The organism is Citrobacter sp. Cpo142, assembly GCF_030332425.1.
GTDB lineage: Bacteria > Pseudomonadota > Gammaproteobacteria > Enterobacterales > Enterobacteriaceae > Citrobacter > Citrobacter portucalensis.
Genome location: NZ_JAOWHW010000143.1, coordinates 1 through 16,517, shown reverse-complemented (window position 1 = coordinate 16,517; position 16,517 = coordinate 1). Strand labels below are relative to the sequence as shown.

The 16,517-nt window shown below is 48.7% G+C and carries 13 protein-coding genes and 4 pseudogenes; 7 read left to right on the top strand and 10 right to left on the bottom strand.

All coding sequences use genetic code 11. The annotated features are described in order from the left end of the window. The 3 genes and pseudogenes from OGY18_RS23640 to OGY18_RS23630 all read right to left on the bottom strand — a co-directional run. Positions 1 to 65, bottom strand: a 65-nt coding sequence (locus OGY18_RS23640; protein WP_286551660.1) for a hypothetical protein, incomplete at its 3' end; no start/stop codon positions are given. Between the two features lie 216 nt (positions 66 to 281). Next, the gene (locus tag OGY18_RS23635) at positions 282 to 1,100 is read right to left on the bottom strand and encodes a DUF932 domain-containing protein (protein ID WP_286554592.1); all 819 of its coding nucleotides are present in this window, start codon (positions 1,098 to 1,100) and stop codon (positions 282 to 284) included. Between the two features lie 495 nt (positions 1,101 to 1,595). After that, positions 1,596 to 1,841: pseudogene (locus OGY18_RS23630) on the bottom strand (transposase). A gap of 16 nt (positions 1,842 to 1,857) precedes the next feature. Here OGY18_RS23630 and OGY18_RS23625 point away from each other — a divergent pair. Beyond that, positions 1,858 to 2,471 (top strand): annotated as a pseudogene (locus tag OGY18_RS23625) (IS630 family transposase); the annotation flags it as partial. A gap of 308 nt (positions 2,472 to 2,779) precedes the next feature. Here the strand turns inward: OGY18_RS23625 and OGY18_RS23620 are convergent. Further along, the gene (locus OGY18_RS23620) at positions 2,780 to 3,382 is read right to left on the bottom strand and encodes a DUF6448 family protein (protein WP_050489007.1); all 603 of its coding nucleotides are present in this window, start codon (positions 3,380 to 3,382) and stop codon (positions 2,780 to 2,782) included. A 233-nt stretch (positions 3,383 to 3,615) separates the two neighbouring features. On the opposite strand from OGY18_RS23620, the gene OGY18_RS23615 reads away from it, so the two are divergent. Then, a complete protein-coding gene (locus OGY18_RS23615; protein ID WP_032180275.1) occupies positions 3,616 to 4,767 on the top strand; it encodes a helix-turn-helix domain-containing protein in 1,152 nt (383 codons plus the stop codon). Positions 4,768 to 4,894: 127 nt separating this feature from the next. Here the strand turns inward: OGY18_RS23615 and OGY18_RS23610 are convergent, their stop codons facing one another. The 5 genes and pseudogenes from OGY18_RS23610 to OGY18_RS23590 all read right to left on the bottom strand — a co-directional run bounded on the left by OGY18_RS23610 (position 4,895) and on the right by OGY18_RS23590 (position 8,003). After that, positions 4,895 to 5,143 (bottom strand): DUF905 family protein, encoded by a 249-nt coding sequence (locus OGY18_RS23610; protein ID WP_223307989.1) that lies wholly within the window; start codon positions 5,141 to 5,143, stop codon positions 4,895 to 4,897. After that, a pseudogene (locus OGY18_RS23605) lies at positions 5,123 to 5,476 on the bottom strand (TA system toxin CbtA family protein); the annotation flags it as partial. The pseudogene OGY18_RS23605 and the gene OGY18_RS23610, both read right to left, overlap by 21 nt. 56 nt (positions 5,477 to 5,532) lie before the next feature. Continuing rightward, positions 5,533 to 5,916 (bottom strand): annotated as a pseudogene (locus OGY18_RS23600) (DUF932 domain-containing protein); the annotation flags it as partial. A gap of 90 nt (positions 5,917 to 6,006) precedes the next feature. Beyond that, positions 6,007 to 6,870, bottom strand: coding sequence for a GTPase family protein (locus OGY18_RS23595; RefSeq protein WP_286554589.1), 864 nt, complete (start codon positions 6,868 to 6,870; stop codon positions 6,007 to 6,009). 98 nt (positions 6,871 to 6,968) lie between these two features. Then, positions 6,969 to 8,003, bottom strand: a complete 1,035-nt coding sequence (locus OGY18_RS23590; RefSeq protein WP_191215310.1) for a hypothetical protein — start codon at positions 8,001 to 8,003, stop codon at positions 6,969 to 6,971. A 522-nt stretch (positions 8,004 to 8,525) separates the two neighbouring features. On the opposite strand from OGY18_RS23590, the gene OGY18_RS23585 reads away from it, so the two are divergent. Together OGY18_RS23585 and OGY18_RS23580 are read left to right on the top strand one after the other, a co-directional pair. Continuing rightward, positions 8,526 to 9,101, top strand: a complete 576-nt coding sequence (locus OGY18_RS23585) for a YagK/YfjJ domain-containing protein (RefSeq protein WP_032666228.1) — start codon at positions 8,526 to 8,528, stop codon at positions 9,099 to 9,101. A gap of 131 nt (positions 9,102 to 9,232) precedes the next feature. Beyond that, positions 9,233 to 9,439 (top strand): helix-turn-helix transcriptional regulator, encoded by a 207-nt coding sequence (locus OGY18_RS23580; RefSeq protein WP_032666227.1) that lies wholly within the window; start codon positions 9,233 to 9,235, stop codon positions 9,437 to 9,439. 187 nt (positions 9,440 to 9,626) lie between these two features. On the opposite strand, the gene OGY18_RS23575 is transcribed toward OGY18_RS23580, so the two are convergent. Next, the gene (locus tag OGY18_RS23575) at positions 9,627 to 10,598 is read right to left on the bottom strand and encodes a toll/interleukin-1 receptor domain-containing protein (RefSeq protein WP_089615801.1); all 972 of its coding nucleotides are present in this window, start codon (positions 10,596 to 10,598) and stop codon (positions 9,627 to 9,629) included. Between the two features lie 225 nt (positions 10,599 to 10,823). Here OGY18_RS23575 and OGY18_RS23570 point away from each other — a divergent pair, with 225 nt between their 5' ends. From OGY18_RS23570 to OGY18_RS23560, 3 genes are all read left to right on the top strand, one after another. Further along, the gene (locus OGY18_RS23570; protein ID WP_286554584.1) at positions 10,824 to 14,237 is read left to right on the top strand and encodes a DEAD/DEAH box helicase family protein; all 3,414 of its coding nucleotides are present in this window, start codon (positions 10,824 to 10,826) and stop codon (positions 14,235 to 14,237) included. A 63-nt stretch (positions 14,238 to 14,300) separates the two neighbouring features. Next, positions 14,301 to 15,935, top strand: a complete 1,635-nt coding sequence (locus tag OGY18_RS23565) for a type I restriction-modification system subunit M (protein ID WP_032250300.1) — start codon at positions 14,301 to 14,303, stop codon at positions 15,933 to 15,935. After that, on the top strand, positions 15,932 to 16,517 hold a 586-nt coding region (locus OGY18_RS23560; RefSeq protein ID WP_286554582.1), incomplete at its 3' end, for a restriction endonuclease subunit S. The genes OGY18_RS23565 and OGY18_RS23560, both read left to right, overlap by 4 nt.

Genomic DNA, 16,517 nt, shown 5'->3' with positions numbered 1-16,517 from the left:
AGACGGCTGATTATCAGTGACAGTCTGACAGCCAGCCGGTCATGGCGGCGTTCTGCCTGTGTCATGAGACGTTCTCCGTGAAAGTTAACTGACTGAAAATGATGTGATTACTTTAAATAAGGGGGCGGACAGGGTATGGACACCGCAGAAACTATTTTTCATTTCTGCAAAAGCCAGAGACGGCGGGGGTTACAGGCCATCCCTCGGTGAGTGAGGACCGCCAGCACGGTGCAATGCGGACAGGTGGTGTCCGACATTAACAATGCGGCAACATAAAGCGGTTACTGCAGTTGCGTGAGCATCGCTTCCGCCATCACCCACAGTGCACGGTTGAGCTTCACGTCCCCGTCAATGCCACGCACAACACGGGTATGTGACCGTCCCCCTTTGGCATTACGACCACTGAGCCCGCCCTTAATCAGGTTCTCCTGAATACGCTGGTATGTGGTCCACAGGTCGTTACTCTCATCCTGCCAGCGGCGCGGGGAGAGTATTTGCGACTCAGTCACCGGCTGGTGGTCCTCACCAAAGCGATATGTAAGGGCAGCCTTTGCCAGTGCCTGCTGCGCCGGTGATGGCAACAGCAACGACTGCATGGCATCCCGTTTCTCCTCCACCCGGTCAAAAATCCCCAGTACCTCATACGCCCCTTCTATTGCCTGACTTACCACGTCCCCCTTGTGCGGCACCCGCACCTCCCCAAACGACTCACCGCAGACAAGACCGTTTTGGCACACAGCCCTGAACAGGCCAGGCAACATCTGGTAAGAGCTGGTGCCATCATGGGAGTTAAGCAGAATGATTTCCGGGACCTGTTTACCGGTGATCTGTCCCTCCCGACGCAGACGCAACATGTGCTTTGTGTGCTCACGACGCGCCGGGTCACGCACACGGGTTTGACAGGCAAAGAACGGCTGGAAGCCTTCCCGCTGCAGGCTGTCGAGCAGGGAGATGGTGGGGATATTGGCATATCGTTCACTGCGGGAGGTATGCTTTTCTTCACCGAACACGCTGGGGGTATGCTGCATCAGTTCTTCATGGGTAAGGGGGCGGTCGCGGCGTATCAGATTAATGCGACCAAAACGGCTGGCTAATTTCATGGGGTTTACCTTTATGGATGACATAAGCGAAAACGCCCTGCTCGTAAGAGCAGGGCGTCAGGGAAAATAGTGATGTGGCGAAGATAAGGATTTTATGCTTTCTGTAGTGGCACAAATTTACTGTGCCATATATGGACGTCCCGCGTTTTGCAAGCCCTGAGTTGATACGGTTTGCTGCAATATATCCGGCGTCGTTAGTGGGTCTGATGACCCGCGCCATGATGTCATCCGCACCCTGTTTCCTAATCACTACATCGGTATGTTACTACCTCGGCACAGTTCAGGCTGTTACAGGGTTGGTTTACCGTTCTCTCATCAGTATCTGCAAACTCAGGAGGAATTGTCTCTCCGGATACAACAATGCTTAGCTCATAGCGAAAGCCCTGTTGATATTAAAACTTGTTGATTCGGTCAGTAAGCGCCAGACGATGCGAGTCAGTTTATTGGCAAGCGCGACCGTGGCTTTCATTTTTCCCCTTCGATCGGTGAGGTGCTTCAGCCATATACCCAATGCATCATCGCCCAGTGCATAACCGAGCGGGCACCATGAATAATTAAGGTTCTGAGGCCACGATTCCCATTTTTGGTCATGGATGACAGGCTGCTTTTCCCACCTGAACTACGTTGTCTGGGAACCAGACCACATCAGGTGGATAGTTGTCGCCCGTTAGAAAACTGCTCCGCATTCACTTCACTCAGAAAAGCTGCCGCAATAAGTGGGCCAATCCCCGGTATTGTCATCAGTACTTTATATTTGGGTTGTTGCTGGCGCAGAGCGGCACCGACGCTGTGTATCCGTGACCCGCATAAAGATGAAAAAATGGCCGCAATCCATAAAGCGCTGGACGAATGCAGCGCAGAGCACCCGGTCTTTTATGAGGATGAGGTGGATATCCATCTCAATCCAAAAATCGGCGCGGACTGGCAGCTACGCGGGCATCAAAAACGCATAGTAACCCCGGGGCAGAATGAGAAATATTATCTGGCCGGGGCGCTGCACAGCGGTACAGGAAAAGTCAGCTATGTGGGCGGCAACAGCAAAAGTTCATCTTTATTTATCAGTCTGTTAAAACATCTGAAAGCGACATACCGGCGAGCGAAAACAATCACGCTCATCGTGGATAACTACATCATCCATAAAAGCCGTAAAACTCAGGGCTGGCTGAAAGCAAACCCGAAGTTCGGGTGATTTACCAGCCAGTTTACTCGCCGTGGGTGAACCACGTAGAGCGGTTGTGGCAGGCGCTGCACGACACGATAACCCGCAATCATCAGTGCCGTTCAATGTGACAGTTGTTGAAAAAGGTCCATCATTATATGGAAACCGTCAGCCCATTCCCGGGGGGACAACATGGGGTGTCAAAAGTGTAGCGGTATTAAGCGCAGCTATTTAGTTCACGGTATTCTTGCCTGTAGCAGCCTCTATCCGTGACGATTCAGCATCATTGGCGTATGCACGTCGAAATTCTCTGATGTACTCATTAAGTTTGCGGACCTTTAGCCCGTTCAACCGCAGAGCTCTGAGTTTTTTCGTCCATAAATTTACTTACATCCGTTGTCGGAATGAACATATCAAAAACAGGTAATTACATAATTTTAATTACAATCCTCCAAATCCCGCTGGGCGTTATCGTGGTGATTCAGAGATGCCGCAAGGGCATCTCTGGCGGACATGATAATTAGTGCTGATGTTCCATCTCAGGCGATCCTCCTGCCGCCATTCCGTTCACTTCTTCGACAAAATGTATGTAGTGAACGTAGTCATTCACATATCCACGTCCCTGTTTAACCGATTGATTCACTTGTTGCTTACTTTGTTCAGCTTTAGCAAATTTTTCCCGGAGAGCATGCTCAACATTGGCAGTCACCTTCGCCACCAGGCTATCAACATTGCCGGCGTTGAGTGCGGCATCTGCCTCTTGTACAACCACGGGAATATGGCCTGCCGGTTTTACACCGGTAAAGGGCGCGCCTTCCGCCTCACGGTGAACACGTACCAGAGTGGTGAAGAGCTGCTGATCGGCCTTCTCCTGAGCGGCCTGACTGCCACCTTGTTTGCTTATTGCCTCGTCAAACGCCTTCCTGACGGTATCTTCACGGTTTTCTGGCACCCATTTTAATAACGGGGTAACATCATGCGCCTGGAGCGCGCTTTTAGCCTCGGTAATCACCGGTCCATCCATGCCGTCGCAGTGGGCGAACGCCGTTGTGCTTATCGTCATTCCCGCAAGGATCACGATGCTCGCGCACAGGGTAGTTCTGATGTTTTTCTGCTTTTTCACAATAATGCTCCCGGGTCTTTTTCGACCTGTTCATCTGCTTTTTGGGGATGTTAATCGACGTAGGATTTCAGACCCTCTGCCGATTTGACATCAGAGTACTGGCGTGAAATCAGGGCGTCGTTCGAATTGGTAAAGTCGAACCTACAAAGCGCAAAGTCGAACGTTCCGCTAACAAGAGGCAGAGCGGAACCCGTTCTTTATGTCTCGTTTTGAATGATTGGTGGCGGTAATACATGCTGATTGAGCTATCCGTTTTTCTTCTGGCAGCAGGAATAATGCAGGCTGTATTGCTTTCTGTTTTTCTACTTTTGCCGTCCAACATTGTACAAACCAGCAACCGGCTATTGGTGGTCGTCCTGCTGACCGTCGCCGCCGGTTTTGGCGAGCTTTTACTTTACGGAAGCGGTGTAAGTTTTTCACACCCAAACTACGCTTATATCGGTACGCTCATCTCTCTGCTTCAGCCGCCAGCTATCTATCTGTATACCCGATCGCTGATGTATTGCCGTTTTCAAATTCGGCTCATTCATGCCGTACACTTAATCCCGTTCGCGGCTGGCCTGATTGTGTTTTTCACACTATATGTTCCGCTACCTGAGTCGGAAAAAATAACAATATTACAACAACAGGATTTACCAGGAATGCCGGAACCTCTGCCCCTTGCGTTGGTCTATCACGGGGTATTTCTCGGTTGGTTGGGCTATTCGCTCGGCCGCTTGCAGTCATTTAATTCGGATATCCAGCGTCTTTATTCTGATATCGCCCGCCAGCAAATACTCTGGCTCCGCTTCCTGCTGTCGGGTTACGCGGGGCTGTGGATCGTCAGTATCATTTGCTGCCTGTTTTTCTATCTGTTCAGGCTAACCGATCAAACCACCTGGATACTGCCTGTTGTCAGTATGGCGGGGTTTGCGTTCATTAATACATTGCTGATCTGCGCACTGCGACAGCCCGCTGCGTTTATGGGGCTAACGCAGGAAGATGAAACCCTGCTGGTGGATATTCAGCCGGTTAAAACACTGTTGTTACCGGAGTCAAAACAGGTAGATAACGTGGTGGATTTTATGCGTCGGAATCAGCCGTTTCTGGATTCCACCCTCTCCTTAAGCCAGCTTGCGCGCCAGATAAAACTTTCACCGCACGATCTCTCCGCCATTATCAACAATGGATTTCAGCAGAACTTTTTTACCTTTATCAGCGAGTACCGCATAGAGTATGCCAAAAAGTTACTGGCCACGCCGGGAGATAAGCGGACCATTCTTGATATTATGTATGCTTCGGGTTTTAATTCTAAATCGGTATTTAATACTGCATTTAAGAAGCAAACAGGTGTGACACCCACAGAATATCGTCGGCAACATTGTCTACAAACAGTACTCCGATGACCTATTTTTTAATGCCTGGATACGCTTGGATAAAGAAGCATGGGTCGGACTTTCCACCAACAAAGGACAGTCAGTTGTTCAGGTTGAGATCCGCCAGCCCTGCCCCAGACGGGCCAGCGGCGTGCTGTCAGCGTTTTTTCACACCGTAGCGCTGCAGGTGGGTGTTCAGGTCATGACCAGCACCGGGCTCAAAGTTCCATGCCCGCCAGATGAGCTGGCCGTCCGCATCGCGAATGACCAGCCGGAAGTGGGTGTGCTGGTCATCCTCAATGCCAACGTTGATATACAGGGCGGCAGTGGCCTCAGCCTGTCTGCGGGTGAAGGTGCCTGCCGGAAGTGTCCCGTCAATCGGCAGACCTTGCGTGATATCCGTCACCCGCCTGTAATAGCCCCGCTTCAGAAGCCCTGTGGCTTTCCGTGCCCGCAGGACATCCGTGGGGGTGATAAGTGAAGACCGCACCGTGAAACGGAAGCTGCTCTGGCCTGTACGTACTAGGTCATATTTTTCAACAACATCATTCAGGGCATCCGCCAGCGGTATACCGGCCTCAATGTGCTCCTGAATCACGCCATCGCTGCCAAACGGCGTGTCGTTAAGAGTCAGTCCGTAGTGCTGGCTGAGCAGATATCCCAGCAGGAGGCGCCAGATTTCGACGGGGGACAGATGTGACAATGCCGCCCATGATAGTGAATCGGGTGATGTTTTCATATCGGTTATTCCGTAATGCTGAAGGGATGTAAGTGGTGGGGTATTACTGCATGGCTCAGGCCATTACAGCAGACACTACGGAACAGGCCCGGCAGCATCTGGTAGCTGCTGGAGCCGTCATGCGAGTTGAGCTGAATAATTTCCGGAACCTGCTGACCAGTGATTTGCCCGGCACGGCGCAGGCGCAGCATATGTTTCGTGTGCTCCCGGCGGCTCTGGTCACGGACGCGTGTCTGGTAGGCAAAGAACGGCTGAAAACCTTCACGTTGCAGGTTTTCCAGCAAAGTGATGGTGGGAATGCAGGTGTAACGCTCACTGCGGGATGCGTGCTTGTCTTCGCTGAATACGCTGGGCACCACGCGAAACAGCTCCTCACGGGTTAACGGACGGTCACGACGGATAAGATTTGCGGCGCTAAAGCGCGAAGCCAGACGGGTCATAAGCAGACTCCTCATAACGGGAAAACAAATAAAGAAATCCCCGTCGCATCGGCGACAGGGATAGGGAAATAACAGGGATGGGTTAAATACTCAGAAGAAGAAATCCCAGACGGCACGGGCCACTGACACCACGGTGGTGCGCATGGCCTGAATGACGGCCCGCACCGGGGCGGGTATCAGGGGAAAGGCACTGATGCTATCGAGTACAGCACCGATGGTTTCACCAAAATCGCTACGAGCCTGCTCCCGGACTACCGTCGTGCGAAAGGAAGACTGTAGTTGCGACACCACCGGGCTGGTAGCTTCGCGTGGCAGACACTTAATCATCCGCTCGGCCATCACCCGCAGTCCCCACTGCAGACGGACAGGCACCGCACATACTGGATGCACAGGCTGGAACAGCTCATGCAGCAGAAAGATTTTGCGGCTGATATTCTGCTTCTGCGCCGTAGACAATGGTCCCCCACCGCTGGTGGGTTCGGCCTTGTCCGACTGGCTGATAACAAACAGCACTTTATGCCGGTATACCTCACCAATCACCTGATGATAAAAGTGTTCATCCACTGCCAGCGCCCGGTCATCGGCCTTAATCAGCCACAGCACCAGGTCGAGGCGAGAAAGCTGTTCTCGGTACAGCGCAGCATACTCGGTATCGCGAACGCCACTTTCGCCTACACCGGGTAAATCCACGACGGTCATATAGCGCTCGCCAACCTGCAGGCGAAATCGCAAAGGTTCACGGGTGCAGGCAGCCACATCGCTGACCGGTGATATATCTCCAGCAAACAGGGCATTGCACAGACTACTCTTCCCCACCCCAGTTTTACCCATAATGCCGATCACTGGCTCGTAGCGGGTTAACTGATTTATCTGCTGCAATATACGTTCAGACACCCATTGCGGTAGGCCGGAAAGAGTATGGTTTAGTGACTGTAAACCTCGTGGGTTATTCATGATTACTCCTGCAATAAATAAAACTAAAAGCGGCAGGACTGTGAGGTTCTGCCGTTATGCTGGTATGTTCTTGAAAATAATATATATCGGAGATCTTTTTAATCTTTGTTCTTTTCCTTTATTCTTTTATAAGCATCATCAATGAGGCTTTTTAGTATGGCATTTGGCTCAACACCTGATAACTGCTGTATAGTCAGAAGTTTCTTTCTGGATTGTGCCGTAAGCTTTATCCCCGTCGTATCTTTTTTTACTTTCTGACGATGTCGTCTTTGCACCCAGGCATTACGTGCATAGTCCAGGAAAACTTTTCTGCAATCATCGGACGTAGTGGGGTTTAATAGCTTCTTTAATGAAGAAGGCTCTTCCGGGTTAGCCCGCACCTTACGGGCATTTTCTTTTTGTTTACTAAACTGTTGATTTGTCCAGCCGGCCCAGTTGTCAAACGTTGCCAGCAAAAAATCTTTTTGCTGTTTTGAAGATGACGGAAGTAGATCACATCCAATATGGTTTTTTCGCATATAGTCCCACAACCAGAAAATATTATCTTCTTCGCTTAAGTCAATCCATTTAAATGGCCGGGGGAAAAGACTAAAATGTCTTGACCACGCATTATAGGCGTTTTCTATTAGCGTGATTTTGTCTGCTATGTTCCCATCCAAGTTATCAACAAAAACCATACTTGAAAAAACATAGTTATCGATGGAATCACCAAATGGAGCGATATACTTAAATTTAATACCATTAGCTATTTCATAAAGATTATCTAAACAGTGCCCCTTGCGGGCGTCTTGATCTTTATGTTCGGAATTACTTCCAAGAAAAAATGGATTCGCATTACAAACCAGCCAAAACAAAGAGTAACAAGCAGCCCTATCTTCAGCCTTCATCCAGTTGAAATACTTCCCAGAAACAATTCTACTGGAAGCATATTCTTTCATTTCTCTGATAACATTTTTCCGATTAGCATTGAGAAACATATCATTGGATATAATTTCATTTATTAAAAATGTATATTGTGATGCCGAATGGTATCGGTTAACGGCATCCCAGTTTACTGGTACACCGTGATTCGCTCTAAGCCATTCGAGCTGTAGTCTGTACATCCTGCAACGACCATAATCCATCAATGCCATTCCCTTTCCCCTATCTCTGAAACCACCAACGAAGTGTATAAAAAATATACTTTAGATAGTAATTAATCCACAACAAAAATAATAAAAAAACGATAATACATCAGTAATATTTTAGTAATCAAAATTATGTTATTTTTTCCAGCAAAGCCTATAAAACTGGGTGTGCATCAACAGATTTCCAACCACTAAGTTCTAGAATCGGGGCCGGATGTGATTTTTTTACATCAATGGATATTAGTATAAGGAGCAAGTACACCATCCATGCCCTCCTCCTTCTGACCAGTCAAACTTACACCGTCCCTTAGAGAGGATCACACAGGCTACAGCGCCCACTTTTCGGAACAGTATTCGAAAGAGCTATCACTACTCTCAGAACGAAGATGGCACCTCTTTTATCTCATGCCGAAAATCATTTAGGTTAATTAGTTTAATTAATATTCCTTCCACCTCTTACCACCAAACCATCTGACAAAAAATACAACACATCCCTTTCCTCTGAACCATAACCTCAGAGGAAGTAACATGAACGATAACTACCCATACATTGCCAAATATAAAATGGACTGGTTTTTACATAGTCTGATAAATCACCACCTGAACAGTGTTATTGAACGTTATTCAAAGGTGATCGGTATCCGGCTGGACTTTTCGTACAACCAGAACTCAGAACGTTACCAAAAGGAGTACAGTTGTCTTCAGGAGGATCTTCGAAAGCTATTTAGGCAAGTTGAACAGGAACATGGTGTAGCTGGATTTTTCTGGGTGATTGAATATGGTGAGGACAGTAGATTTCATTCTCACTCGGTTGTGTATCTGGATGGGCAAAAAATACGTAAAGCATTTCCGATAGCAGAACGCATAGGTGCTTTTTGGAAGGAAATAACTCAAGGGGAAGGTAAATATCATCGATGTGAATACAAGGAGAGTTATAAAGCTGACATCAACAAAACTATTAACCATCGGGATACCGATTATATCCATGGCTTGAGATATATCATCAGCTACCTTGCCAAGCAGGAACAAAAGAATGGCATGAATATTTACGCCTGTAATGAGGTACCGCCACCAAGCGGGTTAGGCCGCCCAAGAAACGTGTAAACGAAGTATTCAATGCAGGAGATTATCACCCCTGCATATTTTTACAACAGAAACCATTGATGTGGAGGAGCTGGCAGTAAATCAGTTTACTAACAGCTCCGGTTATTAATCCTTAACCGGAACACATCACTATGTATACAAAACCCACTCTGCTTGAAGACCAATTCATTGATATGAAATTCATTACCCAGCTCACTGGTCTGAGCGATAAATGGTTTTACAAACTAATACAGGATGGCTTATTCCCGAAGCCGATCAAGCTGGGCAGAACTTCCCGTTGGTTAAAAAGCGATCTGGAAGAATGGTTGTATTGTCGTATTTATGAGTCCCGAGCATAAATTAAAACCAGCATTCCATATTCAATAGAACCAACATCAATTTTTATATCATGCAGATAACATTATCGAGAAATATGACGAATAGCTGTCCGAGGCAGAATATAGGATTCTGCCATTACCTTAACCAAGTAGGGCTTTGGCTGATCATCAGCATCGTCCGTATCAGTTTTAGTGATACGGACTACATTTATCGATTACGCTGTTGAATCGGGCTAAAGAACATATCCCATAGATGTTCTGCCATGCCTTCGTTAGTCAGCAACGAATCCCTTGAATTACTGTAACCCAGTCCCATCAAGGTGCGGAACCCAAGCGTCTGCCCATTATCCGCAACACTAAGACTTTCATTGCAACTATTGCGAGTCACACCGCTTTGACTGTAGCAGATATCCCCGAATCCCATATTACGACTGCCACACCAGACTCCGCACTGACCAACCTTGCCACCGTTGATATACACGGCACATGTGAAGGAATCGTTATCAGGTCGGTGGAAATCAACGTCTAGCCCTGCATGGCGCTTTTTGAGTTCGTCCAGCGAGTTAGCAAAGTAACGAGCGACATACTCAAAACCCTCGCGACGGGCACGATCTTTATCAAGGTCAGTAAAACTCTTTGGCAGAGAAAGATTGCTCGAACGCGGTGTAAAGACGGTATCCGTTGCCTGAAGCATCGGATTAGCCGGAGCTGGGGCGTGCACAATCTGCTGCGGCTTTTTCGCTTCCAAATTGGCAATGGCTCGGGAGACAGCATCGGCGACCTGAACGTAACCCTCATCGTGACTGGCAAACCTGCTTATGGCTTTACCGTCGATTGTCGCTGCCATGATGCTGCCGAATGGCAACTGATGCCAGGCACACTCTCTTAAAATCACCGGAATGACCACCGCCTCACCTTTTTTATGCCGCTCCAGTGCGTTGGTCATCTCTATCTGATAACAATAGTCAGAAGCGATGAAATCACTGCTAATTAGCAACAGGATAATATCTGCTTGCGAAAAATAGTGGTCGATCTGATGTTCAAACTCTTGCCCAGGAACGATTCGGCGATCGTGCCATGTGGTGATTTTCCCCATTCGCTTCAGCGGGGACAGATGTTTCTCTAGCTCATTGCGTTGTGCTTCATCCGCATGAGAGTAGGAAAAAACGAGAGTAGTCATAAGGGTGAAATGCTCCTGAACCGTTACTGTATTTAGGGCTATTCTGTGCCCACTGTATAAAAAAATCACGCTATTGACTGTAATTAATAGATGCTTGATCTCTTTAAAGTTGTTACATCAGCTTATTCATAGCCACCGTATGCCATCCGGCTCACTTCGTCAGCCAAAATAGTGTGATATTCTTTCCAGAATTCCTGTTGTATCCACGACATAAGGCGATGATTGATGGAGCAGTCTCTCAATTTTGAAATGTTGCGTAGCCAGTGGCCGGAACTGGCGGAACTCGCGTGTATGGCGGAACGCTATGTTCACTCCGATCCGGAAAGCTGTCTGGTCAAGCTGCGCAACTACACCGAATTGATGGTACGTTGGTTATACCGTCAGGAACGACTGCCCGAAGGCATCAAAGCAAATCTGTATGATTTAATGAACGCAGATGTGTTTACCAGCATGATGCCGGAAGCCATCATCATGAAAATGGATGCGCTACGTATCCACGGCAACCGTGCCGCGCACGGTGGTCGTATCAAAGCTAAAGATACCTTCTGGCTGCTCAAAGAAGCGTATTTGTTGGGAATTTGGCTATATGTCCGCTACGCCCACGGTAATGTTGATAACTGCCCCAAATTTACTCTTCCTCCATTAACGCAATCTTCAGGTCGAGCAGATGATAAACGTCTGGAAGATGCAATCAGGGCTCAAGATGAAAGCCGTGAGCGAGAACTGGCGTTACAACGCGCACTACAGCAAGAGCAGGAAAAGGCCGAACACCTCACCCAGCGCCTGAATGAAGCCAGAGCTCGCAACCAGCATGTTGCCGACATCCTCTCTATTGATGAAGCGGAAACCCGCCGCCGCCTGATTGACTCCCGCCTGCTTGCTGCTGACTGGAATGTAGGTGAAGAACTTAAGAATACCGATCAGGTTACGCAGGAACACCCGGTTAAAGAACAACCTACTGCAACCGGCGACGGTTATGCGGATTACGTCTTGTGGGATGAGGCGCATAAACCGCTTGCGGTAGTGGAGGCCAAAAAAACCAGCGTCAGTGCCGAGCAAGGACGAATTCAGGCCCGGCTGTATGCGGACTGGCTGGAGAAAGAATATGGTCAACGCCCGGTCATCTTCTACACCAACGGCTACGATATCTGGCTGTGGGACGATCATAAAACTCATGGCTATCCTCCGCGCCGGGTATTTGGCTTCTACAGCAAGGAAAGCTTGCAGTATCTTATTCAGCAGCGTGAAACCCGTCTGCCACTCAACAGCGTACCGCACGTTAAGGATAATGAAGGTAAGGCCGTTGCCGGACGTTTGTATCAACTTGAAACCATTGCCCGCGTCAGCGAACGGTTTACCAACAAGTACCGGCAATCGTTGATTGTTCAGGCTACTGGTACAGGCAAAACCCGCGTAGCGATTGCACTAAGCAAACTGATGATTGATGCCCGCTGGGTAAAACGCGTCTTGTTTCTTTGTGACCGCAAAGAGCTACGTAAACAGGCGGCAAATGCCTTTAATCAATTCACCAATGAGCCGTTGTATGTGGTTGGAAAATCCAAAAAAGCAGACAGGCAGAACGCCAGGATCTACATTGCCACCTATCCCGGCATGATGAAAATCATGGATCATTTTGATGTTGGTTATTTCGATCTGATCATTGCCGACGAATCCCATCGTTCTATCTACAACGTATACGGCGATCTGTTTAAGTATTTTGATGCCCTCCAGATTGGCCTAACGGCCACGCCAATCGACATGGTGAGCAAAACCACTTTCGGCCTGTTTGGTTGTGAAGGACGTATACCTACCGCCAACTACAGCCTGGAAGATGCCATCGCCGATAACAATCTGGTTCCCTATGAAGTTGTCACACACACCACTGAATTCCTGCGCGAAGGCATCAAACGGGAGAAATTAAGCGACGCACAAATCCGTGAGCTGGAAGAACAGGGTATCGATCCCAATACGCTGGAATTTGATGGCAAGGCGCTGGATGAGGCAATTTACAACAAAGACACCAACCGCTATATCCTGCGTAACCTGATGGAAAATGGCCTGAAAGATCGGGACGGCCAACTCCCCGGTAAAACCATCATTTTTGCCCGTAACCACAAACACGCGCTGTTGCTAAATGAGTTGTTCGACGACATGTACCCGCAGTTTGCCGGACGCTTCTGCCAGGTCATCGACAACTACGATCCCCGCGCCGAGCAACTGATTGACGATTTTAAAGGGCTGGATGAAAGCACCAACAAAGAGCTGACCATCGCTATCTCTGTAGATATGCTCGACACTGGTATTGATGTCCCGGAGATTGTGAATCTGGTCTTTGCCAAACCAGTCAAATCGAAAGTGAAGTTCTGGCAGATGATTGGCCGTGGCACGCGCCTCTGTTCGGGACTCTACGGCTACGATGAAAACGGCAAACCGCTGGATAAACAGAAATTCCGCATCTTCGATCACTGGGGCAACTTTGAGTATCACGAGCTGCATACCGAAGAGGCCGAAGTCACAGCGACAAAATCGCTGGCGCAAAAACGCTTCGAAGCGTGGGTTATGCTGGGGGCCGCTGCGCAGCGTAAGTTCGACAAACAGGCGGTGGATTTAGTCGCTCACCAGCTCCGCGAGCAAATCAACGCGCTGGATGAAAAGTCGATTGCTGTGCAGGAAAAGTGGCAGCAAAAAGCGCAGTACAGCGATGAAAAAGTGCTGCGCCAGCTTTCCCCGAAAACACAGCAGGATCTGCTATCTGTCCTGGCCCCTCTGATGCAGTGGCTGGACGTTCGCGGGCAAAGCGATGCCATGCGCTTTGATATGGATATTCTGGCGGCGCAAACTGCCCGTTATACCAACCCGGAAGAACTGGATGTGCTCTGGCCGGTCATCATCGAGAAAGTGGAACGTCTGCCGCCGCATCTGACTCAGGTGCAGCAACAGGGACAACGGATTAATCAACTTCGTGATTTAGGCTGGTGGAAGCAAGCCAGCCTGGAAGAGCTGGAGGATATCCGCATTCATCTGCGCGGTATAATGCACCTGATGGAGAAAGATGCGACGCCAAAATTTGGTTCGATACAGGTGGATATTACCGAAGATGCGAACCTGATCCAGACGGAGACCCGCAAAACCAACATCCGCTCAATTGATTTCAAACTGTATCGTCAGCAGGTTCAGGGAGCGCTGGAGCCGCTGTTCCAGCAAAATCCGGTGCTGAAGAAAATCCGCAACGGCGAGCCGGTGACGCAAAGCGAGCTGGATGAACTGGCTAAGCTGGTGCTTATCCAGAACCCTAACGTTGATATCCGGGCGCTGAAAGAGTTCTACCCGCAAGCGACCGCCAGCCTGGATAAACTTTTGCGTACCATTATCGGGATGGACAGCGATGCGGTTGAAGTGCGCTTTGCCCAGTTCGCCGCTGACAACAGCCTGACCAGCCAACAACTGCGCTTCCTGTCATTGCTGAAAAACCACATTCGCGATTACGGCACCATTGAAATGCGGCAGCTCTTTGAACAGCCTTTTACGCATATCCACAACGAAGGCGTTACCGGTGTGTTCCCTGATATAGAGCAGATCGCCCGCTTGCAAAAGATAGTCGAAGAGCTGGGTGTTGTGACCGACGCAGCGACGGTATAATACACGCATGACAAGCCCCGGCAGCGGGGCTTTTGTATTTAAAACAGGATATAAACGCTAACAATGATCACCGGTGACTTAAAAAGTAAAATCGACGGACTATGGGAAGATTTCTGGGTGGGTGGTATCACCAACCCGCTGACCGTAATCGAACAGATCACCTATCTAATGTATTCCCGGATGCTGGATACTCAGGAACAACGTGACGAGAAGCGTAAACAAATCGCGGGTATTGATTTTAAACCGCGTTTTACGCCAGAACAGCAGGAGTTCCGTTTCAGTCACTATAGCAATCTTGGCTCGGATGAGATGATGGAAGTGGTGCGCGATGGCGTATTCCAGCATTTTCGTCAGCTCGGCCAGGCCGATGCGTCGAAGGTAACGCTGCTGGGCAACTTTATGAAAGATGCCCGTCTGGAGATTGTTAAGCCGTCATTGCTAACCAAAGCGGTTGAGGTGATCAAAAACCTGCCATTGGATCGCGGCGATACCAAAGGCGACCTTTACGAATACCTGTTAAGCAAGCTGACCACTGCCGGGATCAACGGTCAGTTCCGCACACCGCGCCACATTATCCGCACGATGGTTGAAATGATGGAGCCGAATCCCGCCCGCGACGAGACGATTTGCGATCCGGCCTGTGGCACCGGTGGCTTTCTGGCGACCAGCTATGAATATCTGCTGGAGAAGTACAGCTCGCTGGAATCCATTCATACTGAGATTGGCACCAACGAGCGTGGCGAGCTGGAAGAACAAAAAATCTTTACCGGCGATCTGCTGACGCCATGGCGTAACCATGTGGATAACAATATGTTCCACGGTTACGATTTTGATACCACCATGCTGCGTATCGCTGCCATGAACCTGATTATGCACGGCGTGGAAGCGCCTGATATTCACTATCAGGACACAATGAGCCAGAGTTTCAGCACTAACTTCCCGCAGGCCAGTAAAAACGCCTTCAACCTGATTCTGGCGAACCCGCCGTTTACCGGTTCACTGGATGAGGAAGATATCGACTCCACGCTGTCGGCAATGGTGAAAACCAAGAAAACCGAGCTGCTGTTCCTGGCACGTATTCTGCAAATGCTGAAAGTTGGCGGACGCAGTGCCACTATCGTGCCGCAGGGCGTGCTGTTTGGCTCCAGTAAGGCGCACCAGTCACTGCGTAAAACGCTGGTGGAAGATAACCAACTGGAAGCGGTGATCAATCTGCCTTCCGGCGTATTTAAACCTTACGCTGGCGTGGCGACGGCGATCCTGATCTTCACCAAAGGCGGTCAGACGGATGAGGTCTGGTTCTACGATCTACAAAATGACGGCTACAGCCTGGATGACAAGCGCAACCCGATAAAAGACAACGATCTGCCGCATCTACTGGCAAGCTGGAAGCATTACCGTACTTTACGCGGGCTACCGGTTGATAACTTTATGGGCGAGAAATTAGCCTCGTTGCTGAAACAGCAGTACCCAGAAGGGATTGATGCTGACGTTGATTTTAAAGATCGCACTCAGGCGGCGTTTGTTGTACCAAAAGAAGATATTGCTGCGCAGAAATACGACCTCTCTATTAATCGTTATAAAGAAGTGGTGTATCAGGCGGAAGAGTATGAAGATCCGAAGGTGATACTGAAGCGATTAAAAGATCTGGAAAAAGAGATTCTGGCGGATCTGGATGAGCTGGAGGGGATGCTGTGAGTTGGCCGATGGTGAAGTTAGGGGATGTAGCACCTGCAATTCCAATTAAAAATGTTAATTTGGACGAAGATGAACTGGTTTGGCAGTTAAATCTTGATCAAGTTGAATCCAATACAGGAAAAATCATTGATAAAGTTAAACAACCTTTATCAAGTGCAGGCCCATCTACTCATTTTTTCAATAATGAACATGTTCTGTACTCAAAATTACGCCCTTATTTAAATAAAGTAGTTGTCCCGGATGAGTTGGGTATCGCAACTACTGAATTAGTGCCAATGAAGCCGGACCAGAAGAGATTAAATAAAAAATATTTATCCTACTACCTGCGTTCAAAGCCATTTGTCGAGTGGGTATCTACCCAAGTCTCTGGTGCAAAAATGCCTAGGGTTGTAATGAGTATTTTCTGGCAACATGAAATGCCTCTTCCTCCACTATATGAGCAAGAGAGAATCGTTGCTATTCTCGATAAATCCGATGGAGTATGCAAAAAACGTGAGCAAGCTAAGGAAGGTGCGAATAAGCAGGTCATTTCTTCCCAAGCTGACTCGCTGATTAAAATTTCGCGGATCTGGGCCGATTTTT

Bases quoted from the DNA above. Each gene is read 5' to 3' on its own strand.
- OGY18_RS23635 (WP_286554592.1), bottom strand. From the start codon at position 1,100: ATGAAATTAGCCAGCCGTTTTGGTCGCATTAATCTGATACGCCGCGAC.
- OGY18_RS23615 (WP_032180275.1), top strand. From the start codon at position 3,616: ATGCTGATTGAGCTATCCGTTTTTCTTCTGGCAGCAGGAATAATGCAG.
- OGY18_RS23595 (WP_286554589.1), bottom strand. From the start codon at position 6,870: ATGAATAACCCACGAGGTTTACAGTCACTAAACCATACTCTTTCCGGC.
- OGY18_RS23590 (WP_191215310.1), bottom strand. From the start codon at position 8,003: ATGGCATTGATGGATTATGGTCGTTGCAGGATGTACAGACTACAGCTC.
- OGY18_RS23585 (WP_032666228.1), top strand. From the start codon at position 8,526: ATGAACGATAACTACCCATACATTGCCAAATATAAAATGGACTGGTTT.
- OGY18_RS23580 (WP_032666227.1), top strand. From the start codon at position 9,233: ATGTATACAAAACCCACTCTGCTTGAAGACCAATTCATTGATATGAAA.
- OGY18_RS23575 (WP_089615801.1), bottom strand. From the start codon at position 10,598: ATGACTACTCTCGTTTTTTCCTACTCTCATGCGGATGAAGCACAACGC.
- OGY18_RS23570 (WP_286554584.1), top strand. From the start codon at position 10,824: ATGGAGCAGTCTCTCAATTTTGAAATGTTGCGTAGCCAGTGGCCGGAA.
- OGY18_RS23565 (WP_032250300.1), top strand. From the start codon at position 14,301: ATGATCACCGGTGACTTAAAAAGTAAAATCGACGGACTATGGGAAGAT.